Annotated in this window: 30 protein-coding genes, 1 tRNA gene and 1 pseudogene; 17 read left to right on the top strand and 15 right to left on the bottom strand. The window is 63.1% G+C overall.

Annotated features, from left to right (window positions below):
• Together C495_RS12945 and C495_RS12940 are read right to left on the bottom strand one after the other, a co-directional pair.
• A pseudogene (locus C495_RS12945) lies at window positions 1–334 on the bottom strand (LUD domain-containing protein); the annotation flags it as partial.
• A 2-nt stretch (window positions 335–336) separates the two neighbouring features.
• On the bottom strand, window positions 337–840 hold the full coding sequence (locus C495_RS12940; protein ID WP_008163609.1) for an LUD domain-containing protein: 504 nt from the start codon (window positions 838–840) through the stop codon (window positions 337–339).
• Window positions 841–1225: 385 nt separating this feature from the next.
• On the opposite strand from C495_RS12940, the gene C495_RS18500 reads away from it, so the two are divergent.
• Complete coding sequence (locus C495_RS18500; RefSeq protein ID WP_008163607.1) at window positions 1226–1348, top strand: hypothetical protein; 123 nt, start codon at window positions 1226–1228, stop codon at window positions 1346–1348.
• The gene (locus tag C495_RS12935; RefSeq protein WP_008163605.1) at window positions 1348–2652 is read left to right on the top strand and encodes an RNA-guided endonuclease InsQ/TnpB family protein; all 1305 of its coding nucleotides are present in this window, start codon (window positions 1348–1350) and stop codon (window positions 2650–2652) included. Before C495_RS18500 ends, C495_RS12935 begins: the two co-directional genes overlap by 1 nt.
• Window positions 2653–2918: 266 nt before the next feature.
• Here C495_RS12935 and C495_RS12930 read toward each other — a convergent pair whose 3' ends face one another.
• The 3 genes from C495_RS12930 to C495_RS12925 form a co-directional block, all read right to left on the bottom strand.
• Window positions 2919–3533 (bottom strand): GAP family protein, encoded by a 615-nt coding sequence (locus C495_RS12930; RefSeq protein ID WP_008163603.1) that lies wholly within the window; start codon window positions 3531–3533, stop codon window positions 2919–2921.
• Window positions 3530–3658 (bottom strand): hypothetical protein, encoded by a 129-nt coding sequence (locus C495_RS18495; RefSeq protein WP_275039970.1) that lies wholly within the window; start codon window positions 3656–3658, stop codon window positions 3530–3532. The genes C495_RS12930 and C495_RS18495 overlap by 4 nt, the downstream gene beginning before the upstream one ends.
• 349 nt (window positions 3659–4007) lie before the next feature.
• Window positions 4008–4079, bottom strand: a tRNA-Ala gene (locus C495_RS12925).
• 315 nt (window positions 4080–4394) lie between these two features.
• On the opposite strand from C495_RS12925, the gene C495_RS12920 reads away from it, so the two are divergent.
• From C495_RS12920 to C495_RS12895, 6 genes are all read left to right on the top strand, one after another.
• Window positions 4395–4862, top strand: coding sequence for a 30S ribosomal protein S15 (locus C495_RS12920; protein WP_008163601.1), 468 nt, complete (start codon window positions 4395–4397; stop codon window positions 4860–4862).
• A gap of 13 nt (window positions 4863–4875) precedes the next feature.
• Window positions 4876–6084, top strand: a complete 1209-nt coding sequence (locus C495_RS12915; protein ID WP_008163598.1) for a hypothetical protein — start codon at window positions 4876–4878, stop codon at window positions 6082–6084.
• Window positions 6081–6380 (top strand): KEOPS complex subunit Pcc1, encoded by a 300-nt coding sequence (locus C495_RS12910; protein ID WP_008163597.1) that lies wholly within the window; start codon window positions 6081–6083, stop codon window positions 6378–6380. The genes C495_RS12915 and C495_RS12910 overlap by 4 nt, the downstream gene beginning before the upstream one ends.
• Window positions 6373–7014, top strand: coding sequence for a 30S ribosomal protein S3ae (locus tag C495_RS12905; RefSeq protein WP_008163595.1), 642 nt, complete (start codon window positions 6373–6375; stop codon window positions 7012–7014). The genes C495_RS12910 and C495_RS12905 overlap by 8 nt, the downstream gene beginning before the upstream one ends.
• Before the next feature lie 119 nt (window positions 7015–7133).
• Window positions 7134–8114: a ring-cleaving dioxygenase gene (locus tag C495_RS12900; protein WP_008163593.1), complete on the top strand. Its 981-nt coding sequence runs from the start codon at window positions 7134–7136 to the stop codon at window positions 8112–8114.
• Between the two features lie 116 nt (window positions 8115–8230).
• Window positions 8231–9457, top strand: a complete 1227-nt coding sequence (locus C495_RS12895) for an iron-containing alcohol dehydrogenase family protein (protein ID WP_008163591.1) — start codon at window positions 8231–8233, stop codon at window positions 9455–9457.
• A gap of 24 nt (window positions 9458–9481) precedes the next feature.
• Here C495_RS12895 and queC read toward each other — a convergent pair whose 3' ends face one another.
• From queC to C495_RS12875, 4 genes are all read right to left on the bottom strand, one after another.
• A complete protein-coding gene (queC, locus tag C495_RS12890) occupies window positions 9482–10207 on the bottom strand; it encodes a 7-cyano-7-deazaguanine synthase QueC (protein WP_008163589.1) in 726 nt (241 codons plus the stop codon).
• An 18-nt stretch (window positions 10208–10225) separates the two neighbouring features.
• Window positions 10226–11005, bottom strand: a complete 780-nt coding sequence (locus C495_RS12885) for a 7-carboxy-7-deazaguanine synthase QueE (protein ID WP_008163588.1) — start codon at window positions 11003–11005, stop codon at window positions 10226–10228.
• Between the two features lies 1 nt (window position 11006).
• Window positions 11007–11489, bottom strand: coding sequence for a 6-pyruvoyl trahydropterin synthase family protein (locus C495_RS12880; protein WP_008163586.1), 483 nt, complete (start codon window positions 11487–11489; stop codon window positions 11007–11009).
• A 117-nt stretch (window positions 11490–11606) separates the two neighbouring features.
• Window positions 11607–11963, bottom strand: a complete 357-nt coding sequence (locus tag C495_RS12875) for a winged helix-turn-helix domain-containing protein (RefSeq protein WP_008163584.1) — start codon at window positions 11961–11963, stop codon at window positions 11607–11609.
• Between the two features lie 353 nt (window positions 11964–12316).
• On the opposite strand from C495_RS12875, the gene C495_RS12870 reads away from it, so the two are divergent.
• Window positions 12317–13003 (top strand): competence/damage-inducible protein A, encoded by a 687-nt coding sequence (locus C495_RS12870; RefSeq protein WP_008163582.1) that lies wholly within the window; start codon window positions 12317–12319, stop codon window positions 13001–13003.
• Window positions 13004–13135: 132 nt separating this feature from the next.
• On the opposite strand, the gene C495_RS18490 is transcribed toward C495_RS12870, so the two are convergent.
• Window positions 13136–13261 carry a hypothetical protein gene (locus C495_RS18490; protein WP_008163579.1) on the bottom strand — a complete coding sequence of 42 codons (126 nt, stop codon included), beginning with the start codon at window positions 13259–13261 and terminating at the stop codon, window positions 13136–13138.
• Between the two features lie 117 nt (window positions 13262–13378).
• Here C495_RS18490 and C495_RS12865 point away from each other — a divergent pair, with 117 nt between their 5' ends.
• The 4 genes from C495_RS12865 (at window position 13379) to C495_RS12850 (ending at window position 17627) form a co-directional block, all read left to right on the top strand.
• A complete protein-coding gene (locus C495_RS12865; RefSeq protein WP_008163577.1) occupies window positions 13379–14494 on the top strand; it encodes an ATP-NAD kinase family protein in 1116 nt (371 codons plus the stop codon).
• Window positions 14495–14597: 103 nt separating this feature from the next.
• Window positions 14598–15629: a phosphate uptake regulator PhoU gene (locus C495_RS12860; protein WP_008163575.1), complete on the top strand. Its 1032-nt coding sequence runs from the start codon at window positions 14598–14600 to the stop codon at window positions 15627–15629.
• Window positions 15630–15688: 59 nt separating this feature from the next.
• On the top strand, window positions 15689–16978 hold the full coding sequence (locus C495_RS12855; protein ID WP_008163573.1) for an MFS transporter: 1290 nt from the start codon (window positions 15689–15691) through the stop codon (window positions 16976–16978).
• A 145-nt stretch (window positions 16979–17123) separates the two neighbouring features.
• Window positions 17124–17627, top strand: a complete 504-nt coding sequence (locus C495_RS12850; RefSeq protein ID WP_008163570.1) for a DUF5797 family protein — start codon at window positions 17124–17126, stop codon at window positions 17625–17627.
• Window position 17628: 1 nt separating this feature from the next.
• Here the strand turns inward: C495_RS12850 and C495_RS12845 are convergent, their stop codons facing one another.
• A complete protein-coding gene (locus C495_RS12845) occupies window positions 17629–18675 on the bottom strand; it encodes a DUF5787 family protein (protein ID WP_008163568.1) in 1047 nt (348 codons plus the stop codon).
• A gap of 146 nt (window positions 18676–18821) precedes the next feature.
• Window positions 18822–19256, bottom strand: coding sequence for a bis(5'-nucleosyl)-tetraphosphatase (locus tag C495_RS12840; RefSeq protein WP_008163565.1), 435 nt, complete (start codon window positions 19254–19256; stop codon window positions 18822–18824).
• Between the two features lie 188 nt (window positions 19257–19444).
• Here C495_RS12840 and C495_RS12835 point away from each other — a divergent pair, with 188 nt between their 5' ends.
• The 3 genes from C495_RS12835 to C495_RS12825 all read left to right on the top strand — a co-directional run bounded on the left by C495_RS12835 (window position 19445) and on the right by C495_RS12825 (window position 21673).
• The gene (locus C495_RS12835; protein ID WP_008163562.1) at window positions 19445–19780 is read left to right on the top strand and encodes an uS10/mL48 family ribosomal protein; all 336 of its coding nucleotides are present in this window, start codon (window positions 19445–19447) and stop codon (window positions 19778–19780) included.
• 68 nt (window positions 19781–19848) lie between these two features.
• Window positions 19849–20310, top strand: coding sequence for a hypothetical protein (locus C495_RS12830; RefSeq protein WP_008163560.1), 462 nt, complete (start codon window positions 19849–19851; stop codon window positions 20308–20310).
• Between the two features lie 82 nt (window positions 20311–20392).
• On the top strand, window positions 20393–21673 hold the full coding sequence (locus C495_RS12825) for an amidohydrolase (protein ID WP_008163559.1): 1281 nt from the start codon (window positions 20393–20395) through the stop codon (window positions 21671–21673).
• 86 nt (window positions 21674–21759) lie between these two features.
• On the opposite strand, the gene C495_RS12820 is transcribed toward C495_RS12825, so the two are convergent.
• Window positions 21760–22629, bottom strand: coding sequence for a DUF4397 domain-containing protein (locus C495_RS12820; RefSeq protein ID WP_008163557.1), 870 nt, complete (start codon window positions 22627–22629; stop codon window positions 21760–21762).
• Between the two features lie 204 nt (window positions 22630–22833).
• Window positions 22834–24237, bottom strand: coding sequence for a geranylgeranyl reductase family protein (locus tag C495_RS12815; protein WP_008163556.1), 1404 nt, complete (start codon window positions 24235–24237; stop codon window positions 22834–22836).
• Between the two features lie 189 nt (window positions 24238–24426).
• On the opposite strand from C495_RS12815, the gene C495_RS12810 reads away from it, so the two are divergent.
• On the top strand, window positions 24427–24759 hold the full coding sequence (locus C495_RS12810) for a 2Fe-2S iron-sulfur cluster-binding protein (RefSeq protein ID WP_008163554.1): 333 nt from the start codon (window positions 24427–24429) through the stop codon (window positions 24757–24759).
• A 51-nt stretch (window positions 24760–24810) separates the two neighbouring features.
• Here C495_RS12810 and C495_RS12805 read toward each other — a convergent pair whose 3' ends face one another.
• Entirely contained in the window at window positions 24811–25560 is a 750-nt protein-coding gene (locus C495_RS12805) for a pirin family protein (protein ID WP_008163552.1), read from the bottom strand.
• Window positions 25561–25573 lie beyond the last annotated feature (13 nt).

Here is a 25573-nt window from a genome sequence, read left to right as displayed (position 1 = left end):
AGATGTGTATAAGAGACAGGTTGGCGACGACATCCGAAACGTAGGCGTTCGCGTCTGCAGCGTCGTCGGCGACGTAGACCGTCCCACCGTTCGCCTCGACCGCCTCGCGAACCGTCTCGAGCAACTCGGGGAGCCGGTTGATCGCCTCTTCCTTGATCGCTCGTGCATCGGCCCGCAGCGTCTCGATGTCGTCGGTCTCGGCGTAGGTCTGTGCCTGGCGCGCGCTCATCGCACTCGAGTGGGCGTGGACGGCCTCACCTTCGGTCTCGAGGAGGTGTTGAATCCGCGCGGCCGTCTCGCTTCGGGAGCCGGGCTGATGGGCTCGCTCCGCCATCGTTACCGATCCTCCAGCACGATGACGCTGACCGTTCCGGGGCCGTGGACCCCGTGGACGAGGTCGCCCATGTCCGCCGTTGCGCTTCGGCCAGTCGCGAAGACGACGCTCTTTCGGTCGGCGAAACAGTCCTCGAGACGATCGAATCCGGCTCCAAGATCCGGAACGACGTCGCTTGCGGCGACGACCGCGACGTGGTGGTCAGGGTAGAGGCTGATCGGCTCGTCGCCCGCAGCCCGCGATTCGATGGCGACGGTGCCGTACTCGGCGATTCCGAACGTGGCGGGCGTGACGCCGGTTCGTGCCGCCTCGAGTTCACCGGCCGTCGGCCGCGTCGTCACCGACTCCGGCTGTGAGACGCCGTCGAACGGGAGGGAGACCCCGACGGCGGGTGCCTCGAGGATAGCTGCGATTCGCTCAGTCGCGTCGGCTGCCGGCACCCGTTCGACGCGAACCTCGAGCCCCTCGAGGGCGCGTTCGAACCGGCCGACGGTATCGGTTGTCATCAGCTACCACATTCGAACCGATAGTCAATAGCGTGGCGGTCATCGACGGGTGGCGAACCGATACGGCTCGGTCGCAGTGGGGTACACGGACTCGAGTTCACCCCGCCGACAGCCGTCACTGGCGTTTCCACCGCCTCGGTTCCGGTCATAACGGCGCTCGTAGCAGGTTTTAGCTGAATTGAGGCGCTAAGCCCCCTTCCTCAGCGAGCGCCGAAGGCGCGAGCAGGGAGGGGATACAGCGTTCACAAGAGCTTTGTTCTTGTGCGCGAACGAGACGCGAAGCGTCTCGTCAACGCCGCTCGTGTTTCTTGGACTGTTCTACAGCAGGCTCACAGGCCCACGTAATCGGTAATGTTTTGCGTATAGTGTGTATTGTGTGCATACGGTGAAACGGAAGACTATCACCATTCGGGAGGACCAAGACGAGTGGATCGAGGACCAGCACCTCAACCTCTCGTCGTTTGTCCGCGAAAAACTGGACGAACTAATCGAGGAACGCGAGGACTGATGTATTACGCCTACAAGTATCGCCTTGAGCCGTCCGGCGCCCAACGCGAGGAGTTGGACCGCCACGGCGATATCTGTAGGCAACTGTACAATCACACTCGCTACCGCCTCAACGAATACCGAGAGAACCACGGTGAACTGCCGTCCATGACCACACTTCGGTCGGAGCTACCTGACCTCAAGAAGTGGTGGGATGGTCTCTCGGACGTGTACTCGAAGGTTCTCCAAACCGTCGTCGAACGGCTATTCAACAACCTCAGTAGCCTTTCTGCGCTCAAGCAGAACGGCTACGGTGTCGGTCAACTCAAGTGGAAGCCACCACGGGAATTCCGCAGTTTCACGTACAACCAGTCTGGCTTCAAGCTCGACAAGAAGGGCGGTCAGACTGTGCTGTCGCTCTCGAAACTCGCGGATATTCCGATCCGGCTCCACCGAGAGATCCCTGACGACGCCACACTCAAGCAGGTCACACTCAAGAAGGAACCGACCGGCGAGTGGTTCGCTACGTTCGGTGTCGAAGTCGACCGAGAGCCACCTCAAAAGCCCGACCGGCCGAAGAACGTCGTCGGTATCGACGTGGGCATCCTGAAGTACGCCCACGACACCGACGGCCACGCGATCGAATCGGCTGACCTCTCGGACGAACGCACCCGACTCGAGCGAGAGCAACGGAAGCTCTCGCGGAAGCAACATGGGTCGAACAACTACGAGAAGCAACGCCGCCGAGTGACCGGGTGTCACGCCGACCTGAAGAACAAGCGCCGCGACTTCCTTCACAAACTCTCGAACTACTACGCTCGTGAGTACAATCTCGTCGCGGTCGAAGACCTTGACGCGAAAGGTCTGGTCGAGCTTGACGGCAACTCTCGGAACCGTGCCGGAGCAGCGTGGGGGACGTTCCTCCGAATGCTTGAGTACAAGTGCGAACGCGAAGGCACGCAGTTCGTGGCTGTCGATCCGGCCGGAACGACCAAAGAGTGTGCGGCCTGCGGTGTCTCGACCGACAAACCGCTGTGGGTCCGCGAACACTCCTGTCCTTCCTGTGGGTTCACGGCGGACAGGGACTGGAACGCGGCCTGGAACATTCTTTCTCGTGGTATCAAGCAAGTAGGAGCGGGACGCTCCGAATCAACGTCCTCAGAATCGCCGTGCGATTCTGATGGGCTGCGAAAATCGCACAGCGATTTTCGAACGCCTGTGGAGACTGCGCTCCCTACGGGAACCACTTCGGTTCCTGCAAAGCGCGTCATGGAATCAGGAAGCCCCATTCTCAAGGAGCGAACGGCGTCAGCCGTGAGCGAGTAGGATGGGGTAGTTCACTACGGGATCTGATTCGGCTTCGAACCCACATTGACTCTTGACGGCAGGAACGGGACGAGCGTACACGAGTGTTCCCAGCCACCGTGGAAAACCGCTCGAGGCAGAGGGCGAGGAGTTGCGAGATGAGAAGACCGATCGTTGAACTGCCCATCATGCTCAGACCCACAACGGTCGCTATCTGTACACAGTACTCGACGCACCGTGTCTGCTCATGGAAGTTCCGACGCCACGCTGTCCGCCGCGAGATGGAATCACCCGACGATGTTGGTGATGGTAATCACGACGAAGATGAGGATCACGAGTTCGCTCACGAGCCACGAATGTGTGTTCATCCACGTGCGAACCTTCGGAAGGAGCGTCTCCGCACGGTCGCCGATCATAACGAGAGATAGCGATGGAACGGCCAGAAACAGTAGCGTCAGTAAGACAAACCCGGCCGCGTGCCAGACCGGATCGCCATGACTCGCGAGGTAGGTCCCGACGGTGATCGACGTAAGCACGTCGGTCGGAAAGAACCCCATTAGCAGGAATCCAAGTCGAAACGAGAACGTCGGATTCGCGGTCTCGAGTTTCCCCATCCACGTCGGCGGCTCCGATTGCTCGCGCTGCAAGTAGACGTGCACCATCGCAGCGAGGAGAACGACGAGCATGAGCAGTTGCAACATCTGGTTCGACCCGCCCTGACGAACGCCACTGCCGAGATAATACGCGAGCGTGACGACGAGACTGATCGAGAGGGAGGCACCGAAGACGAACGCAGCCGAATTCCGCCGCCAGTCCTCGCTCGTGGCCAAAAAGATGGCGCTGAGGATTTGCGGCCCACCGATCATGACGAATACCAGCGGGAGAATCACCAGGAAGTTCATCGTTCGAGGATTACACGCGTGATCGCGGCCTGTCCGTCGATACTCGAGAGTTTCGGCTCACGGCTATGACTGACGCCGATTGGAACACCACGCTTCGAGTGTTGGCCGTTGTCAACGATACTCATGAAGCCTTCGATCGAATACACTATCCACCGACATTATACCCCGCTCTTGGGAAGAAGAGTGTTGCTGTAGTAACAACTGAAACGGGTTACACACCGATCACACAGCCGCCGTGCGATCGGATCTGCAGTGACGGTCAGTGGCTACGATATTTGAACGACGGACGCGGCAACCGCGACGCCGATTGGAATCCAATGAACGGCCCTCGCGGTGTTTTCCAATGTATGGCCGATATCTTCTGATAAAGTCTATTCTGAGAGGGAGTCGTTCGTAGCCCAAAAGTAGCGAATCCGGCCAGTTCAAGGCCCGTACCTTGCGGTGTCGAACGCTATTACGGCGGAAAATTTCGAGTGGACTCGCCGGGATTTGAACCCGGGGCCTCTCCCATGCCAAGGGAGTGATCTACCCCTGATCTACGAGCCCTCGTTCGCATTCAATCGTTTCTCCGGGGCATAGATAAACCCCTCGAAACGGATGGGCCGATACAGAGATTCCCACGCACAGAAGCGGATCGGCTACGACCGAAATCACCGCTCTCGAGTCTCCCGTCGGAGCCCCGAATCCGGTCTAGAAACCCTTTAGTCCGTCCGACGGAAAGCGATGGTGGGAAGCGCGCGGCCGCAAATCCGACTGTGTCAACCGCTGTTTCGGTTGGCTTGGGATTGCGGAAGTGCACCGACAGTCGGTCGAGCCGACTGTTACGTACGGAGCGGTCAGTGCGGTTCCTATCCTCGACCAATGGCACGAATGCACACCCGCCGTCGTGGCTCGTCCAGCTCGGACAAGCCAGCGGCAGACGAACCGCCGGAGTGGAGCGACGTCGACTCGGACAAGATCGAAGACCGAGTCGTCGAACTAGCAGAGCAGGGCTACGAGCCAAGCCAGATCGGCATGAAGCTGCGTGACGAAGGTGTCACGGGCACGCCGATTCCGGACGTCAAGCTGGCGACCGGCAAGAAGCTCACCGAGATTCTCGAGGAGAACGACGCGAAGTCGGACATCCCTGAGGACCTCTACAACCTGATGGAACGTGCCGTGCGTCTGCGCGAGCACATCCAGCAGAACCAGCAGGACTACCAGAACAAACGCGCCCTGCAGAACACGGAGTCGAAGGTCCGCCGACTCGTCGACTACTACCGTGGTGACGAGATCGAGCCTGACTTTACGTACTCCTACGACGTCGCAAAGCAGCTCATCGACGAATAAGCCACATTCCGATATGGCAACCGAAGGTCGGTCCGTCGAATCGGCGTCTGCCCCCGTCTCGGAGACACTCGAGAGCGCGGGCTTCGTCCAACTTCTCGCGCGAGCCGACGGCGATGCGCTCGCGGCGAGTGGCCTTCTCGCAAGGGCGCTTGTCGACCGCGACACACCGTTTCAGGTGAGCGTCGGCCGAACCGTCACAGCCCGAACCGAACGGGCACACGCACGAGAGCCGGCAGCGGACGACGTCACGGTCGCGATCGGTGCGATCGATGCGGACGTGACACGACTCGATGTGACTGACCGACCAGCCACGCTCGCAGCACTCGACTGTGTTCGTGATCTCGGCTCGACGCCGGACCCAGTGCTCGCACTCGCCGGCCTCGTGGCCGCCGATATCGCGCCGGGAGCCGGCGAGAGCGAGTGGGTACTCGAGACCGCGAAAGACCGCGGTCTCGTCGCCCGCCGACCGGGTGTCGCGGTGCCGACCGCGGACCCGGTCGATGGGATCGCCCACTCGACGCGTCTCCTCGGACCGTGGTCGGGCGACATTGATGCGACACGCGAGGCCCTCGCGGGACTCGATATCGCCGTCGACGACCCCGAAGCGCTCGAGGCCGACGACCACCGAACGATCGGCTCGGCCGTCGCCCTCGATGTCGTCGGTGCCGAGGAGGCACCCGCGACGGCAGCGGAGACGGTCCAGCGAGCGCTACATCCGTATACGACGCCCGAACACGCCGTCGAGACTGTTGGCGGCTATGCCGACGTGCTCGAGGCAACGGCCCGACTCGAACCGGGAACTGGCGCTGCGCTCGCGATGGGACACGCTGCCCACGAGCCGGCGCTTGCGGCCTGGCGCGAGTATGGCCGTCGTGCCCACACAGCGCTCGAGGAAGCGTCGACGAGCCGCTACAATGGCTTGTTCGTCGTCGAGATCGACGACGGGCCAGTCGAAGCGGTCGGCCGGCTTGCGGCAGCGTTTCGGTCGCCGGAACCGGTCGTGCTCGTCGTCAGCGACACCGACGGCGGAACCGGCGAGGCCGCGCTCGTGACCCAACACGACGACGCCCTCGGCGCGACCGTCGAAAGGATCGCTCGAGCGCTCGGCGATGAGCGCAATGTGAACGCCGAGTACGACATCGGACACCGACGTGGCTACCTTCGGTACGACACGATCGAAGAGCCCTCGACGATCGTTGAGACAGTGAGGGAGTTGCTATGAGTCGACGCGCGACTATTCGAACGGCACACGACGAGCCGGATCTCGTTGTGCGGGCGATTCGCCCCGACAACACCGACGAGATGGAAACCGTCGTGTCCGACGATGGTGACGCCGTCGTCACGCAGATCGAACGCGAAACGACGGGCGGACTCCACTCGACGGTCGACGACTACGTCGTCAACCTCGAGGTCGCAGTCGACGTCATCGAGCAGACACGAGCGGGACAGCGCGAGCAACCGACGGACACGGGCCCTGTGTCCGACAGCGACCAAGAGACACTACCAAACAATGAGTGAACGATCAGTTTCACGCGCAAAACAGGAAAAGCGGTGGTACACCGTTCTGGCACCGGAGCAGTTCGACCGCCAGGAACTCGGCGAAACCCCCGCTGACGAACCGGAGAAAGTCTACGACCGAACCATCGAAACGACGCTTGGCGAGTTGACCAACAACGCCAGCGAGAACAACACCAAGCTGACCTTCAAGATCACCGACGTTGGCAGCGACAGCGCCTACACGGAGTTCAAGGAACACTCCCTGACCCGTGACTACCTGCGCTCGCTGGTTCGACGCGGTGCCTCGAAGGTCGAGGCCTACGTCACCGTCCTCACGACGGACGACTACCGCGTCCAGATCCAGCCCGTCGCCTTCACGACGAAAAAGGCCGACGCGAGCCAGGAGAAGGCCATCCGCGAACTGATGGTCGACATGATCGAAGAGGCCGCCGCCGAGCGTACCTTCGAGGAACTCATCGACAGCGTTGTCGAAGGCCGACTCTCCTCGGGCATCTACGGCGAGGCCAAGACGATCTACCCACTGCGCCGTGTCGAGATCCAGAAGACGACACTCGAGGCCCACCCCGAAGAAGTCGCCGAAGAGGAAGCGACCGCCGTCGACGTCGACGAAGACGACGTCGCAACGGACGACTAACGCCGACGCTGATACCCCAATTTTTCGCGGCAGTGTCCGCTCCACCAGTAACGCCGATGTTAGTTGGTGACGTGAGCGTCCGCAAACAGTTCTCCGTCGTGGATTCGTAGGCGAACTCGATGTCACCACAGACACTCGGCCTCCATCACGTAACGGCCATCGCAGGCGATCCGCAACGAAACGCCGAGTTCTACGTCGAGACGCTGGGGTTGCGGTTCGTCAAGCGCACCGTCAACCACGACGATCCGGGCACGTATCACTTCTACTTCGGCGACGGGGTCGGGACGCTCGGCACGAACATCACGTTCTTCCCGTGGACGGGGACTGGTCACGAAGGCCGGTTCGGTGCTGGCCAGACCAAGACGACGGCCTACCGAGTTCCGGCCGATTCGGTCGACTACTGGCAGGATCGACTCGAGTCGGCGGCTATCGACGTGACACGAGACGAGCGCTTCGGTGAGACGGCCCTCCGATTTGCCGACCACGATGGGATCGAACTCGAACTCGTCGCGGCCGACGACGAATCGACAACTGACGATGGCACAGCCGCCGCGACGCCGTGGGACGAGAGTCCGGTTCCGAGCGAGCACCAGCTTCGGGGCTTCCACAGCGTCACAGTGGCAGTCGCCGACGTCGGGCCGACGGCGGCCGTTCTGACCGACGTTCTCGGCTACGACCTCGAGGCCGAAGCCGACGGCCGGTATCGGTACCGGAGCGCGACCGGCGGGTCGGGTTCGATCGTTGATCTGATCGAGACCGACGTGGGCCAGGGACACATGGGCGTCGGCACGGTCCACCACATCGCGTTCACAGCCCGATCGGTCGAGGAGCAAGAACGCTGGCGCGAGGCCTTTGCCGACCACGGCCTGCGTCCCTCGAGAGTCATCGATCGCAAATACTTCCGGTCGATCTACACGCGCGAGCCCGGTGGTATTCTCTTCGAGATGGCGACGACGGGACCGGGCTTTACCGCAGACGAAGCCCCCGAGGAGTTGGGCTCGAGTCTGGTGCTTCCCGACGAACTCGAGGCGGACCGCGAACAGATCGAAGCGCAGTTGCCGCCGTTTGACGGCCCGAACGCGGACTCGAGCGGGAACTGAGCAGAGATAAACTAACAGATGGTATATCGAATCCCGAAATCGGCCCGACGGCACGCCCACGTGAGTGTGCTGCCGGGAGTCGTACCTTTAGGATCGAACGGAACCGAGAGCAACCCATGACAGCGACGCACACGAACGCTCGCGACGCGGCGTTTCGATTCGAGTACGAGCCGGCGACGATCCGATTCGGTGCCGGCTCCGTCGGCGACCTCGAGGCCGAACTCGAGCGCCGGGGTCTCGAGCGTGCGCTGGTCGTCTGTGGCTCGACGGTCGGCTCCACGCCCGACGTAATCGACCCGGTCACGGACGGCCTCGGCGACCGACTCGCGGGGGTGTTCGCCGAGACGACACCGAGGAAACGGCTCGGGACGGCCGTCAACGGACTCGAGCGACTCGAGGACGAAGACGCCGACGTGCTCGTGAGCCTCGGCGGCGGGAGCAGTCTCGACGTGGCGAAGGTCATTAGCGTCCTCGCGGTGAGCGACCGCGAACCCGCGGCGATCGGCGACGAGTTCGCGGAGACGGGCACGATTCGAGTCCCCGACGAGGGGCTAGTGCCGATCATCGCGATTCCGACGACGCTCGCCGGTGCCGACCTCTCGCAGGTCGCGGGCGTCACCGCCACAGCCGAGTCGGGACTGGTCGACAGCGAAGTGGGCGGCGGCATCTCCGGATCGGGGCTGATGCCCGCCGCAGCCGTCTACGATCCCGAACTGGTTGCGACGACGCCCGAGTCGATCCTCGCGGGGTCGGCGATGAATGGCTTCGACAAGGGCCTCGAGGCGATCTACGCTGCTAACGCGACCCCGGTGACCGACGCCACGGCGACGCGCGGCCTCGGCAAACTCGAGGTCGGCCTCCGCGCGTTCGGGCGCGGCGAGCGCGATATCGAGACGTTCGAGACGGTCCTCGAGGGGATCGTGCTGGTCCAGTACGGGATCTCCCGGCCCGACGAGACGATGCTATCAATTGTCCACGCCTTCGGCCACGGGCTCACGCGCACGTACGAGGTCCAACAGGGTGCGGCACACGCCGTCGTCGTGCCACACGTGCTCGCATTCCTGTTCGATCAGGAGGGCGTCGACGCACGACAGGACACGCTGGCCGACGCGCTGGGCGTCGCCGATGCGGCCGACCCGGCACAGGCGGTCGTCGACAGCGTAGCCGACGTTCGCGACGCCCTCGCGTTGCCGACACGACTTCGCGACGTCGACGGCCCCGACCCGGACGAGTTCACCGCCGTCGCGGAGACGATCCTCGCCGACTCGTTCATGGCGAACGCGCCGCCGGGGCTGGCGGCTTCCGTTGAAGACATCGAACGTATTCTCGAGCAGGCTTGGTAACGAACCACGTCCGATCGATCCGACTTACTCGCCCACGTATGACGGCCGCTCGGCGTAGGTGATCGGGTCCCGAACGCCGATGTTCTGGAACGCCTGCAGGCGGAACGCACACGCATCACAGGTTCCACAGGCGGGTTCGTTCTCGCGGTAACAGCTCCACGTGTGTTCGTAGGGGACTTCGAGGTCGACCCCTCGTTCGGCGATGTCGGTTTTCGACCACTCGACGAACGGGGCTTCGATCGAGATCTCAGTGTCGGGTTTCGTGCCGACGTCGACGACCTGCTCGAAGGCCTCGAAAAACGCGGGTCGACAGTCCGGATACCCCGAGAAGTCCTCGCTGTGGGCGCCGATGAAGACGGCGTCACAGTCGTTGGCTTCCGCGTACGAGACGGCCATCGCGAGCAGGTTCGCGTTCCGGAAGGGGACGTAGGAGGTCGGGATCTCCTCGCTGTCCATATCGGCGTCTGCAACCTCGAGGTCGTCGTCGGTCAGACTCGAGGCCCCGATCGCCGCGAGGTGGCCGGTTTCGATCCGCAGGAAGTCCGCCGCGTCGAGTTCGTCGGCGAGTCGGCGAGCACACTCGAGTTCGCGGTCCTCGGTTCGCTGGCCGTAGGACGTGTGCAGGGCGTAGATCTCGTAGCCTCGATTATGGGCTTCGGCGGCGGCGGTGGCGCTGTCCATGCCGCCCGAGAGGAGGACGACGGCGCGTTTGGCGGTCGATTCGTCGGTTGTGGTGGTGTCGTCAGTCATTGGCATCAGTCTCAAATGTCAGGTTTCGGGCGCGTCGTTCCAGAGGTCGACGTGCAGGCGAGGCGTGTACCGGAAGCCGTGGTCCATGGCTAGCTGTGCGACGTCGGCGCGGGTCTCCTCGAGTCGGTCCCGCGTCGCCCCTTCGGGCATGAGGAGGACGTTATCGTCCCGAATCGGGACAGCAGCGACCTCACGAAGGTCCTCGAGCAACGCGAGAATTTCGGGCATGTCGCCCTCGTCGGTGACGACGAATTTGAGCTGGAAGTCGGAGTCTTCGACGAGGCGGGCCAGCGCCTCGAGGTCGATCCGGTCGCGCTCGTGGCGATCTTCCCACTCCCCGTCGCCTTTGGGATCGCGCTCGGGCGTGGGCGTGCTGCTCTCGAGTTTCGGGCTGATCGAGGCGAGGTCGATCGGCGCGTCGCGATAGATCGTTCCGTTGGTCTCGACGGTGGTGTGATAGCCGCGTTCGTCGAGGGCCTCGAGGAGGTCGACGCTCGTTTCGTGGAGCAGCGGTTCGCCGCCGGTGAGGACGACGTGATCGGCGTTCTCGTAGGATTCGACCTCTGCGAGGATCTCCTCGACGTCCAGCCAGGCGTGGGTGGGTTCCCAGGAGGTGTGATAGGAGTCACAGAACCAACAGCGGAGGTTACAGCCGCTCGTCCGGACGAAGACGGAGGGGACGCCGGCAAGCGTTCCTTCCCCTTGCAGCGAGTAGAACAGTTCGTTGATCGGGAGCCCGTCGGCTGGTGTGTCCTCGGCAACGACTCCCTCCCGATCGACCGAGTCGGAAACCGGCATCTCAGAACCGACCGCCGCCACAGAGTTCGCTCGTCTCGTTGACCTGGACGGCGACGTGGGAGACGGTGTCGGGCAGCGCTGACTCGAGTTTCCGTTCCAGCAAGACGCTCATCACTTCGGCCGTGGGGGGCTGCTCGAGGACGACGAGCGCGTCGGCGTCACCCGCGGCTTCGAAGGCGTCGATCAGGGGGTCGCCCGCCTCGACTAGGAACATGTGATCCCACTCGTCGATTACTGCAGTAATATCTCCCTTATCAGCGATCCAGCCCTCCTCGGTCAGGTCACCCGTTACACGGACGGAGATTTCGTAGTTGTGCCCGTGCGGTCGCGAACACTTCCCGTCGTGGTGAAGCAGTCGATGGCCGGTACTGATCCTGATCGGCCGGTCGCGGCCGACGTGGAGGACGCGTTCGGTCCCGATGACCGGCTCGCCACCGTCGGTGGCTACGGCCGCGCGGTCGGCGCTGCCTGCTCGTTCAGTCATATCTCAGTATTCCCGTGAGATTACTTAAGCGTGACCGACTGACACCGTAACTCCGGCCACGGGGCTGTGAGACATACGGACACCGTCTCGGCTGTGACTGCGCTCGAAACGGAACGGCTAGTCCTCGAGTTGGTCTCGAAGTCGGTTTTTGGCTTCCGTCCGGTGCTTGCGCGAAAACTCAGGGTGGTCATCGGAGAAATCGACCTCGATTTCGTCAAGCGTTCGTCGGTAGATGTTCGTCCGTCGGCCCTCCTCGGAGAGCTGTCGTCCTTCACAGGTCAACAGTCCGGCTTCGACGAGGTCCTGAATTCGGCGATAGCAGGTCGCAATCGGAATCCCGATATCGTCGCTCAACGCTTGGGCGGATTTCGGGGTCCCAGCCGCACACAGAATCTCCGCGCTGTACTTGCTCCCGAGAGCTGAGAGAATCGCAGTCGACTCCGACTCGGTTCGTTTCGTCCGACTCTGAGACATCGTTCACTGTATACTGAATTATCAGAATTGAATCTTGTGGTTGCTAAAATTACACTGAGCGCCAATGTATAAGTAGTCCCGACGTATACAGGGCTAACTATGTTCATGTCAGAGAATATGTGTTTTGGGCCACGCATCAACTGTTACTAATACTGACTGTCGTGGTGACTGATCGAGGAAGACGGCTATTGTCTCCGGCACCCGACCGAACGTGTCCTGATACTGCCGGACAGAACTATTGTGCGTATTCGCTGCTCCCGTCTGGCGAATACGCTTCATTGACTTCTGTCCGGCAGTATGAGTTTCGGTTGCAGTCTCGATACTCGTTTCACTCCGCGCGCCGAACGACAGCTATGAACGTTGCAATCGTCACCGTCGGGGATGAACTGCTCGCCGGGCGAACGACGAACACCAACGCCACGTGGCTCTCCGAGCAGCTTACCGAACGCGGCGTCTCCGTCGAGCGCGTGACAACTGTCCCGGACCGAGTCGGCGATATCGCCCGCGTTGTCAACGAGTACCGTGCCGAGTACGACGCCGTTCTCGTCACTGGCGGACTCGGGCCGACCCACGACGACGTGACGATGGAGGGTGTCGCCGCCGCACTGGGACGTTCCCTCGAGGAACACGCGGATGCACTGGCGTGGCTCGAGGCCAACGGCTACTCACGGGCCGAACTGACGAACGGGACGGCGGACGTGCCGGCCGGTGCACGGCCGCTGCACAACGAGATTGGCGTCGCACCAGGGGCGGTCCTCGAGGGCGTGTACGTCTTCCCCGGCGTTCCCTCGGAGATGAAAGCGATGTTCGAGTCGGTCGCAGACGAATTCTCCGGGACGCCGACCTACCGGACGGTTATCGTCGCCGAGGAGCCTGAAAGCGCGCTCCTCGACCGCATTGACGCGGTGCGCGAACGGTTCGAGGTCACTGTCGGCAGCTACCCCGGCGAGTCGGTCCGCCTCGCACTCGAAGGCACGGACGAGGAGACCGTCTCGGCGGCCGCGGCGTGGCTCCGCGACCGTGTCGAACTCGCCGAGTAGTGGTCATACTGCCGGACAAAACGGTTCACACACCGATCGCACGCGACCGGCCGTCAGCGGCCTGACGGCCGGTCACAGCGCGATTGAGTGTTTACTGACTGTTGTCCAGTAGTATCAGAACAGCGCCGTCGATTATCGGTAGAAGTAGGCAAGCCAGACGATCGTCACGAGCAGGGCTAAGATGAGGGTTCCCCAGCCGGTCAGCGCCATCGGGAGTGCCGGTTCTGCTTCGAGCACGGCGAACATGAGTTCGTTCATATGGTGCGATCAGTTCCCATCCCTCTTAATATTTCAGAAAATCCGCGCACCGACGACGGTACTCGAGTCGTCCGAAAACACCACACGGCTTTTGGATCGGCTCTCCGTACGTCGGCTATGAAGTCTCTCGGTGTCGTCGTGAACCCGATCGCAGGGATGGGCGGGCGGGTCGGGCTAAAAGGAACCGATGGCAAACTCGAGGAAGCACGCGAACTGGGAGCCGAGCCACGCGCACCCGATCGGGCCCGCGAAGCGCTCGCGGCGCTGTACCGACGTGAACCCGAGTTGACGGTGTATACGGCCGCGGGTGTGCTGGGCGAAGACGCGGTTCGAGCGGCTGGCTACGAGCCCGTCGTCGTCTACGATCCGGCGGAACACGACGAGATGTCACGGGCCAACGCAGCTCATCCGGACGATCCCGGCGACGCCGAAACGACCGCCGCCGATACGCGCGCGGCCGTTCGAGCCGTTCTCGAACACGACGTCGACCTCGTCTGTTTCGTCGGCGGCGACGGCACTGCGGTCGACGTCGCGTCGGTGCTCGAGGAGACGGACACGCCGATGCTCGGCGTCCCGGCGGGTGTCAAGATTTACTCGTCAGTTTTCGCCGTGACACCCGCCGATGCCGGCCGGATCATCGCCGAGTTCGACCGCGTTACGTCCCGCGAAGTGAACGACATCGACGAGGCTGCCTATCGCGACGGCGAGGTCCGAACGGAGCTCAAGGCCGTCGTCTCGGTTCCCGTCGCACCCGACGTCCAGTCGGGCAAACAGGTCGCAAGCGGCAGCGTCGACGCGCTGGCAGCGGGCGTCGCCCGTGAGATCGACCCGGACCGAACCTACGTCTTCGGTCCCGGGGGGACCGTCGGCGCGATCGAGGCCGAACTGGGGATCGACGCCTCACCGCTCGGTGTCGACGTCTGGCGCGATGGGGAGGTGCTCGCCAAAGACGCCTCCGAGCGCGAGATCCTCGAGGTTCTCGAAGCGCCGGCGACGATCGTCGTCTCACCGATTGGCGGGCAAGGCTTTATTTTCGGGCGGGGGAACCACCAGCTCTCACCCGACGTGATCAAGCGAGCCGATGAGATCGAGGTCGTCGCGTCGGGGGCGAAACTCGACGGGATCGACGCCTTGCGCGTCGATACCGACGACGCGGCGGTTGACGAGGAGCTACGGGGCTGGCGACAGGTCCGGACGGGACGGTTTACGACCCGCCTCGTCAAAGTTGTATAAGGAGTGGGGCATCCTCGCCTCTGAAATCAAGGATATAACTACTTCCCGCTCATGTAATGAGTATATAGTCAGGATTAAGGCCGACTCTCGCCTAGGGTGGCACATGGAAACGCGGAAAGTGCAACGATTGGGTCCATCGACGCTTGCGATGACCCTCCCCGCAGAATGGGCGTCCGAACACGGTGTCGAAAAAGGCGACGAGGTCTCCCTCCGGACCAGCGGCAAGGGCACGCTGACCGTCATGCCCGAGTCGGCCAACACCGAGGAGACGGAGGCGATTATCCACGCCGACAATCTCGATGCCGACGCCGTCGAGCGGGCGATCGTCGCCCAGTACGTGCTGGGCCGGCGTGTCATCCGCATCGATACCGAAGACGGCGCGCTCGAGTCCGACCACATCAACGCGGTCTATCAGGCTGAAACGCAGCTGATGGGGCTGGGCGTCATCGAAGAGACACCCGAAAGCATCTCGATTCGCTGTTCGGTCGATCCGGAGGACTTCACCCTCGACAACCTCTTAGAGCGCCTCGAGCGAACGGGACAGACGATGCGTGGCGAGGGAATCAAGGCGCTGGCTCACGGCAACCCCGATCTGGCCCAGCGTGCCCTGAACCGCGAACGACAGGCGAACAAGATCTTCGTGCTCCTGTTGCGCCTGATCTTTACGGCCTACCAGAACCCGAACCTCGCCCGCGCAGTCGGCCTGAACAGCGGCTTCCCGCTGATCGGCTACCGATCGATCGCGAAAAACCTCGAGCTGACGGCGGACAACGCCGAGGATATCGCCGAAATCGTCATCGAGACCGAGGGCCACAGTCTAAACGTCGACAGCTCGGTGATGCGTGACATCCGCGAGCTGAACGAACAGGTCGACGAGATCACCTCGCTTGCAGTTGAGGCAGCCGTCGAGCGCGATTACGATAAGTCGAACCGCGTTCGAGCACTCTTCCACGAGATTTCAGACCGTGAGAAAGAGATCCTCGCCGAACTCCCGGAGATGTCCAACGAGGATCTCCTTCGAGTGCGTGAAGTGCTCGTCAGCCTCCAGCAGACGGCGCAGTACGCGATGCGAAACGCCGAAATCGCGGCGAATCTCGCGTTGAACGAGGAATCCGAGCACACGACGATCAACTGATCGGCCGCTCACCCACCGAGTCGAAACAGTAATCCGGGCTGGCGACACACGTCTGTCCGATGCGGTCTCTCCTTCGGCGGATTCTCGCACAGTTTGCCGTCGATCGACGAGTCCTCGCGCTGGCGTTTGCCCGGATGGCTGATGGCATCGGCAACTCATTTCTGATCATCGTGATCCCGCTGTACGTGGCGAGTGGCACCGTCAGCGGGCGAAGCTTCGGCCTCGAGGAGGCGATGATTATCGGCGTCATCCTCTCGCTGTTTGGGTTTCTCAACAGCAGCTTTCAGCCGTTTACCGGCCGTCTCTCCGACCGTGTCGGCAAGCGAAAACCGTTCGTCCTGATCGGGCTTGCCGGGTTGGCGATCACGAACGTGGCGTACGTCTTCGCGGAGACGTATCTCTCGCTGGTCGTTATCCGCGGCCTGCAAGGTGTGAGCGTCGCGTTCATCGTCCCAGCCTCGATCGCGCTGGTGAACGAACTCGCGACAACACAGAACCGTGGGGGCAACATGGGCGTCTACAACACGTTCCGGCTGGTCGGTTTCGGTGCCGGGCCGGTTGTCGCCGGTGCCGTCGTTAACCTCGGTCCGTACACGCTGCCCGCGGGGCCGACGCTCAGCGGCTTCGACGCCGCGTTCGCGATCGCCGCGATCACCGCGGTCGCCAGCTATCTGCTTGTCACCGTGCTCATCACGGACCCGGACGCGACGCAGGCCAACGCCGGCGCGGACCTCTCGATCCCGATTCGGGACCAGTCGGGGTCGCACCTGCTCGATCCGATCTTCACCCTCGGCGTCGCCTCGCTGTTTATGGCGACATCGATCGCGCTGTTCGCGACGATCCAGCCACAGGTCAACGCCCGCCTCGAGCAGGGCTCGACTTGGTTTGGGCTCCAGTTTGCGGCCTTTATTTTGGCACAGGTGCTCTTACAGACGCCGATCGGGCGAGCGTGTGATCGGTACGGCCGTCGGCCGTTCATCCTCGGCGGCATGCTCTTGTTGCTCCCGACGACGCTCGTTCAGGGGTTCGTCACGACCTCGGAGCTGATGTTCGTTGCTCGGCTGCTTCAGGGCATCGCGGGCGCGATGGTGTTCGCACCGGGGTTGGCCCTCGCTGGCGACCTCGCGGGCAAGGGCGAGTCCGGCTCGAAGCTCTCCGTGCTCACGATGGCGTTCGGCTTCGGAATCGCCATCGGCCCGCTCTCGTCGGGCGCGCTGGTCGGCTACGGCTTTGCGATGCCGTTCGTTTTCGGCACCGCACTCGCCGCCATCGGCACGCTCCTCGTCTATACGCAGATCGAGGAGACACTCGAGACGACACAGCCGCTCCCAGTCCTCGGTGACGACTGACAGGGGATGCTGTAGTCCGGTTCCCACACAGTCGCGGCTGCGCCGGAACTGACTGCACCCCGTCCAAAACGGTCGCTGACAGCACTGGTCCTCGAGAACGGCTGGGACGCAACGCAAAAGTATCGGATGCGCATACGCTTCGACAATGACGCTCTCGGAGGAGGCCACAGATCGGTTAGCAGACGTCGTGGAGCTACAGCCGACGAAGAACGCCGAGCTACAGGATCGGTGGGGGATGGACAGCGGCAGCGAGGTCCACCAGTATCTCGAGAACGAACTCGGCGACTACTACTTCCGCGACGACAACAGCCTGATTCGGGCGACGAGCGAGGCGGCCGACCTCGTCGACGTCGAACCCGGTATCGAGAGCGACCCCGACGACGAGGGCCCGCCGTCCAGAATCCGCGTCCCGGAACTCCAGTCTCAGATCGTCGCGGTGCTGGCCGGCCCCGACGAGGAATCCGAGAGCGTCGTCTCGGTCCTGCACAAACTTCGCGATGCGTTCGACGTCGACCCCGAGGCCGAGGACGTCCGCTCGGGACTGCAGAGTCTCCGGCGCAAGGACGTCGTCGAGGTCGTCTACCGAACGGTCCCCACGTTCCGGCTGGCCGTCGACCGCGAGGATCTCGAGGTCGGCGTCTCCGACTGAGCTATCGCCCCGGTCGCCGTCGACGCCGGCGATCCTCGAGCAACTGCCGACAGCGCTTCCCGGGGCCACCCTCGATCGGCCAGCCTCGTGTCCGCCAGCCCGGTGGCTCCGGTTCGAAGTCGGCACAGCGGCTGGAGCACGCTGCAGCCGTCTGACAGCGTTCGTTCGCGCCGCAGTATGGCTCGAGTTGATCCCCGTCTCGAGCGCGCAACTCGAAGTGCCGACAGTCGGGTCGCATGGTCTCGATGAACGAGCGCCAGCCGCGTTCGTAGGCGCGTTCGGCGATCGCGAGCCGAGTTTCGGCTTTCGCCTCTGGATCGACGTACTCGAAGCGGGCTGCCGAGCGATCTCGCTCGTCGCCGTCGGGTCGCTCGAGGATGCGCGTGCCGGGCTCGTCGACGGCGAGCGTTCGGGGATACCACGCGACCTCGGCGGCGAGCGTCTCGGGCTCGAGCGTGAGAATACCCGCTTCGATCGGCAGATCCTCGAACAGCGCGGGTTCGACGCTGTCGCCCGTCGCCCGCGTCGCGACCCAGACCGCATCAGCTAGCGAGACAGCGACGTCGTACTCGAGTTGCGAGCCGAGCGCGCGAGCCGCGCTGGCGTCGAGGTCGGGTTTGTTCTCGATCGCGACGATCCGGTTGAGCCAGTCGGGATAGGGCCATTTCCGGCGGATCTGGATGCGGTTGCCCGACTTTCGGGTCTCGAGAATGCCGCGATCTGCGGCTCGATGAATCGCCTCGCGGACGTAGCGCCACGGGTAGCCGGGCTCAGGGAGACAGTCGCGATAGTACGTCCACGCCGTGGGCGCGTTGCGGACGATGTGTAAGAGGTCACTGTCGAGTCGTTCGCGGCCGAACTTCGCGCGCTCGCGGAGCGCCTCGGGATCGCACTCGAGGACGATCGTGTCCCAGCGACGGCGTTTAGTGCCGAGTTGGCGGGCGACGATCACGCGGTCGCCACTGCCCGACTCGGCCGGCGGCCAGACGCGTTCGGCCCAGCGACAACACCGAAGTTCGAACGCAAATTCGGTCTGCGTACGCTCCACACCGTGCCTTGGCGCGACGATGGCAAAAGTACTGCTCGATTGACGTGGGTGTGGGCGACTCGCGTTCCACACGGGGCTCGAGGCGTCCTCGAACAGATGTGGTCGTCACTCGCCAGCAGTCCCGAAGACTGACCGGCTGGGCGGCCCTACTCCTCGTCTTCCTCGCGGTCGTCGAGGAACTCGTGGGCCTGCTCTAAGATCTCTCGTGGCCCGTCCTGTGTGACGGTGTTGACTGCCTGCTCGTAGTCGCGCCACTGGAGGTCCCGGTGTTCGTTTGATAGTTCCGCGCTGGCCTCGAACGATTTCGCAATAAAGAGGTGAACGGTCTTGTGGATCGTCTTGCCGTTCGCCTCGAAGACGTAGTTGTAGTCCTCACGAAAGCCGTCGAGAAGTCGGAACTGCTCGATCCCTGCCTCTTCCTTTACTTCGCGGATCGCCGTCTGCTGTAGCTCTTCATCTCCTTCGACACCGCCCTTGGGAAACTCCCAATCGCCTGGGCGGCTCTTGAGTAGAAGATACTCGCGCCGGCCCCGCGTATCGCGGAAGAGGATCGCGCCTGCGCTCGTAGCTTCAACTGCCATTAACTGTGATAACAGGTGCGACGTTAAGAGAATATCGGACTGTTCGTCCAGCGTATGTGCTATTCGGTGGGACGATATCGACGGACGCCCCCGTGATCGGTCCCAATTCGTTCACCGCACACAGCACGAACTGGGCGTATCTCAGCAAGTTTTTACGCACCGGCCGTTGACGAATGGACAGCACAACTATGACCTTCGTTACCCGCCTCACGCTCCAGAGCGGCGATCGAGCCGCGCTGGATGGGATCGTCGAAGATATCAAATCCACCGCCGAGCGCAAGGGGGCTGCACTGAAAGGGCCCCACTCCCATCCACCCGAGAAGCTCTCTGTGCCCCAGCGGTGTCGGCTCCACGCCGACGACGACCGCCAGTTCTCCTCGTGGCAGTATACCGTGTTCACCCGCGAACTCGAGATTCACGGCCACGACGACCTCGCGCGCAACATCGCCGAGCAGAATTTTCCTGATTCGGTCCACATCGAGGCCGAAGTCGAGCAGATTCGTGGCGTCGGTCGCGGAAACTAACGCCCGCGACGCAACGCTCGCCCACGTTGGCTTGCTGCTTTTATTCGCTCGAGCCAAACGGTCGGACAATGTATACGGGCAAGACCGAGAAGCCCTGTTGTCTCTGTGAGCGCCACGATATCGACCACCGAATCGACCTGCCGCCACGGGCGATCCAACAGCTGAAACACGGCGAGGCCATCGCCTGGCAGGACGTCATCGGAGAGGTGTCGCTGTACTTCTGTGAGGAAGACTGGGAGACGGTCTGTGAACTCGTCCTCGAGACCGGCATGACGCCGTTACCCCGGTGTAACGCCGCCCGTGCCTCTTTCGATCTCCGGGAGGACTTCGAGGCGTTCACCAACCGAACGAAAGACGTGCCCGACCACCAGCCCATCGAGGAGCGTTTCTGGACCGACAGCCAGCGGATTCTCGCCGGCAACACCGAGTATCCGCCATCCGACCGAGAGCTCGTTCAAGCCCGGGTCGTCACGTGGGCGCTCGAAGACCTCGAGGCACCCATCGCTCGGGAGACCGCACAGCAAGGGTGAGCAGAGGCACGCAGCTGGCGTACACTCGACGGGACACTGATTTTCAGTGGCACCTATACGTTCTGTCGTCGAACGGATGCGTATGGCACTCACCGAATCGGAGCTCATCTCGCTGCGTCGGGACCTCCATCGCAGACCCGAACCCGCCTGGTGTGAGTTTTACACCACCGCACGGCTCGCCACAGCACTCGAGTCACGACTCGACCTCGACGCACTCCACGTCGGGCCGGACGCCATCGCGGGCGACCACCGAATGGCCGTCCCCGACGAGGCCGAACTGGCTCGCTGGTACGACCGCGCCCGCGAGGCCGGGGTCGACGAGGCGGTACTCGAGTCGCTCGAAGGCGGCTACACGGGACTCGTCGCCGTCCTCGAGCGCGGCGAGGGACCCACCGTCGGGCTCCGGGTCGACATCGACGGGCTGCCGGTCGAGGAATCCGACGACGCGGCCCACGAACCCGCTGCGGAGGGGTTCCGATCCGAGTACGAGGGAGCGATGCACGCCTGCGGCCACGACGCCCACGCGACGATCGGCGTCGGCGTCCTCGAGCGAATCGCTGAGAGTGAGTTTTCGGGCACGCTGAAGGTCTTTTTCCAGCCCGCAGAGGAGGTCGTCGGCGGCGGGAAGTCGATGGCCAAAAGCGACCACATTCGGGACGTCGACCACCTGCTGGCGCTCCATATCGGCCTCGACCACCCGACCGGCGAGATCGTCGCCGGCATCGACGGCTTTCTCGCCGTTCGCCACCTCGAGGCGGAGTTCACAGGCCAGTCGTCCCACGCTGGCGGCCACCCCGAACAGGGCAAAAACGCCGTCCAAGCGATGGCGACGGCCGTCCAGAACCTCTACGGCATCCCCCGGCACAACGACGGCGCGACGCGAGTCAACGCGGGCGTCGTCGAGGGCGGCACTGCTGCTAACGTCATCCCCGAAGAAGCGCGCATCCTCGCCGAAGTTCGCGGCGAGACGACCGAGCTGATGGAGTACATGCACAGCAAAGCGCGCCACGTGGTCCGCAGCGCCGCCGAGATGCACGAATGCACGGTCGAGTTTTCCATCGGCGCGGAAGCTCCGAGCGCGACGAGCGATCAGGAACTCGTCGACATCGTCGCCGACGTCGCGGGACGGACTGAGGGCGTCGAACGAGTGCTCGAGCGCGACGAACTCGGCGGCAGCGAGGACGCGACGTTCCTGATGCAAGCGGTCCAGGAAAACGGCGGCACCGCCTGCTACGTTGGCATCGGCACGGACCACCCCGGCGGCCATCACACGCCGACGTTCGACATCGACGAGGCGAGTGTAGCCCATGGTATCGACGTGATCGCCGGCGCAATCGAGCGGATCAACCAAAGAGGGTTCTAAGCGGCAGCGCGTCGGGACGTGGGGTTCAGAAAAAAGCGAATCAGTTGTCGTCGGCTGGCAACCGGCGGTCCGAGGTGGCCTGTCGATCAGTACCCGTCGTCATCGTTGTCATCGTCATCATCATCATCATCATAGTCATCGTGATCGTCACCAGCGTCGGCATCGTCGTGATGTTCAGCATCGACCACGACCTCGAGGTCGAACGGTTCGTCTGCCGGCGCAGCCTCGGGTTCGAGGTAGCCGACCGCAAAGGCCGAGTAGACGGTGCCGGCCATCGGTTCGACGTCGAACGTTGCGACCACATCGCCGTCGTTGTCCTCGGTCGCTGCACGGACCTCGAGAGTGTACATTTCAGGGGGGACCTCGACGGCGGCAGCGTCGCCGAAGGCAGCGTCCTCGAACAGTACTGTCTCGCCATCGCCGGCCGTGACGTCGACGGCGGGCGCATCTGGCGAGGCGTGGACGAGTCTGATGCGGGCGTCCTCACCGGGGTCGCTCAGGTCATCCTCGAGTACTGCGGGTGCAAACGGCTGATTCTCTTCCTCTGCGAGTTCGCCGAGGGCGGCGATCGTGTAGTCGCCGTCACCGACCTCAACGTCGTCATCGAAGACGACGGTGTCGGGGTCGCCGGCGGCGGTGATCATCACCCCGTACGTCTCGGGGGCGAGCTCGAGGTAGTCGCTGACAGCCCGATAGGGAACGTCCTCGAGGACGGTGTCGCCGTCGACGTAGACGTCGACGTTTGGCGCATCAGGCGAGAGGTGGGCGACACGGACCCCTGCGTCATGGTCGTCCATCGCTCCGTTCTCGGCGTCGTCGTCCATGTCGTCATCGTGGTCGTCAGCCATCCCATCGTCGTCCGTTCCATCGTCGCCACCCAGACAGCCCGCGAGGCCGATGACCCCAGTGGCTCCGATCAGTGACAGTGCGCGTCGGCGTGTGTGTTGTTGTACCATCGAGACAGTGTAGCCTACCAACAAGAATAACCAAGACCCCTAACAGAGTAGGTTTTTGGCCAGTTAGTATTTATATCATGTCGCTATTAACGTCTGTGCGTCGAGCTGTTGTATCGCTGGTGACACGACAGTTTACTCGAGATTCCCGGTCGAAAAGGATGAGATGTGGGGACAAAAACGGTACCCAGCAAACCGACTGTAAGGTCAGTACTTGGGATCAGCGCCAGTCGTCTCGTACACCTGTTCCATCAGGTCGTCGCGGCGTTCCTGCCAGTGCTCGAGGGCGGCGGGATGGTGGGGGTAAGCCTCGTAGAGTTCGAGCAGGTCGTCAGCCCGGCGCTTGGTCTGGAAGAAGTTCCAGATCGTGCCCCAGTGGCCACGGCTGTTGTACAGGCTTTCTGCGGCAAGTTTCGGGCCGATGCTCGTACTCCCCGAGTACAGCGCCTCCGCGAGTTTCTCGCCGGGCATCGCGGCGAGCAGCCCCATCAGGTCGTCGACGTCGATGGCCGTCGAGAGGATGTTGTAGACGTCCAAGGCGGCATACCGTGCGCCGAAGTGGTCCATGACGCGCTCGTTGTACTCCCAGAGGGTTTTCTCGCCGACGTCGCCGGTCTCGAGACCCTTGATCGCGGCTTCGGCGGCGTACTTGCCGGCGTAGGCAGCGCCGGCGATGCCACCGCCAGTCGTCGGGTTGACGTGGCCGGCAGCGTCGCCAACGGCCATGTAGCCCGGATGGACCGCGGAGTCGTACGGTCGCCGGGTCGGGAGGGCCGCGCCGAGTTTGTCCTCGACTTCCGCGCCAGCGAACTCCGGCCGGTTCTCGAGGTCGCGTTTGAGGTCGTCGACGAGTTTCATCGGCTCTTCGGTCATCTGGAAGCCCAGTCCGGCGTTGATTTCGGTGTCGGTGCGGGGGAAATACCAGAGATAGCCCGCCGCGCGTTCGGTTGGCTTGAACACGAGGGCGTCGTCCCACTCGACGGGTTCGTCGACGTGGACGATTTCGCGGTAGGCCGAACAGAAGTGGCTGTAGTTGACGTTCGTATCGAACGTCGACTCAGAGAAGTCGACGTGATCTTGAAGCACCGAGAGCGAGCCGGCGGCGTCGATGACGACCGCCGCTTCGTAGGTTCGGGGCTCGCCTTTCCGGATCGCTTCGACACCCGTCACGCGGCCGTCATCAGCCTGCGTGACGTCGTTGACGACCGTATCGTAGTGGAAGTCGACACCGACGGATTCGGCTCCCTCGATGATGCGTCGGCCGTACTCCCAGCGGTCGATGACGGCCAGTTCACCGGGAATCGGGATCTCGAGGACGGTATCCTCCTGTGGGATTTCGAACCGGCCGTGGTCGACGCCCGTGTTCGTAAACGCGGGCTCGAGTTTCGATTTGGGGATCGCCTCGGGGAAGGCATCAGCGCCTTTCAGTGCGTCGCCACAGGCGATATGGCCCGCTTCGTCCTCGGTCTTGCGCTCGAGGATGACGACGTCGTAGCCTGCTCGTGCGATAGTCGCGGCGGCATAACAGCCCGCCGTTCCGGCACCGACGACGACCACGTCCGGCGACTGGGTCTGCGTCGTGGGGGCGGCCGACTGCTCCTGCGTACTCATACCAACAAGATGGTCACCAGAGGAAGAAAACGTTTTATGGTCGGTTCGTCGGATTGTCGGTAACAATTTCACGATCCGGGGACCGTCGACGGACTGTCGACCGGGCGGCGACGCCGTCAGTCGACCTCGCAGCCTCGTCTCGATACGGTGAAATAAAGAGTTTTAGTGAGGTCGGCCGTACCGAACGGTATGACCGAGTACACGATCGAGTTCGTCGGGACGGGTGAGACGATTACCTGTTCGGACAAAGAGACGATTCTGAGTCGCTGTCTCGAGGCGGGGATCGCCCAGGAGTACTCCTGTCGCGTCGGGATGTGTCTGGCCTGTTCGGCGGAGATCCTCGAGGGAGAGGTCACCCAGCCCGCAGCGCGCGGTCTGACGGAGGAAGAGGCCGAACGCTACGCGCTCACCTGTATGGCACGGCCCCAGTCGGATCTGAAACTCGAGCGTGGCAAGTACCCGCCGAGCATCGAGGGCGATCTCGCTGGCGGGTCGTGTGCTGGAACGCCTGCTGACGACTGAGACGGACTGTTGTCGGCACGGCGACTGTTCGAAACCGATCGTCACCGATCGTTACAGTACGAACGGCCCACGCTGGCGGATCGGCTCGCCGTGTGGCTGGCCCGACACGGCGACGACGCGGAGGCCGTCCTCGCTTCGGATCTCGACGGACCGACCGTCGGTGACCGGACGCACGTCCCCCTCGCCGAAGGCGTCGCCGTCGACGAGACCCGAGCCGGCAACGCCGTAGCAAAAGCCCGACCAGCCATCGGGAATCGACCACGTCCACGACTCGCTCACGCGAACGTCGAGGTACTCCATCGGCGTCTCGAGGTCGATCGGCGAGCCAGCACCGACGACGGTCGTGACGGTTGCCCCGTCGTCCGTCGCCGTCGGTAGCTCGTCGGCAGCCGCATCGACGTACTCGGGGTCGATCGCTTTCCTGTCGCGTGGCAAATTGATCCAGAGCTGCAGCCCGTTACAGGCCGCATCGTCGGCCGGAAACTCCGAGTGTTCGATGCCGCTCCCGGTCGTGATTCGCATGACATCGCCTGTGGCTGCGGTGTTGGACACGCCAAGCGAATCCGCGTGTTCCATTCCGCCCTCGAGCATATAGGAGACGATCTCGAAGCCGCGGTGGGGATGGGTTGGGAACCCCTCGTTCGGGTCGATGAAAAAGCGCTCGAACAGGACGAACGGGTCGAGATTCGACGGATACGCGTTCGTCGGAAACGCACGGGTCGCCGTCACCCCGGTCCCGTGTCGAATCGTCTGCCCGGCGATCGGCTCGCTCGAGTCACCCGCGTGGCCGTTTGATTGCATACCCTCACCTCAC

The organism is Natronorubrum sulfidifaciens JCM 14089, assembly GCF_000337735.1.
Classification (GTDB): domain Archaea; phylum Halobacteriota; class Halobacteria; order Halobacteriales; family Natrialbaceae; genus Natronorubrum; species Natronorubrum sulfidifaciens.
The sequence above is the reverse complement of the archived record's forward strand: the minus strand, read 5'-3'. Positions and strand labels throughout refer to the sequence as shown.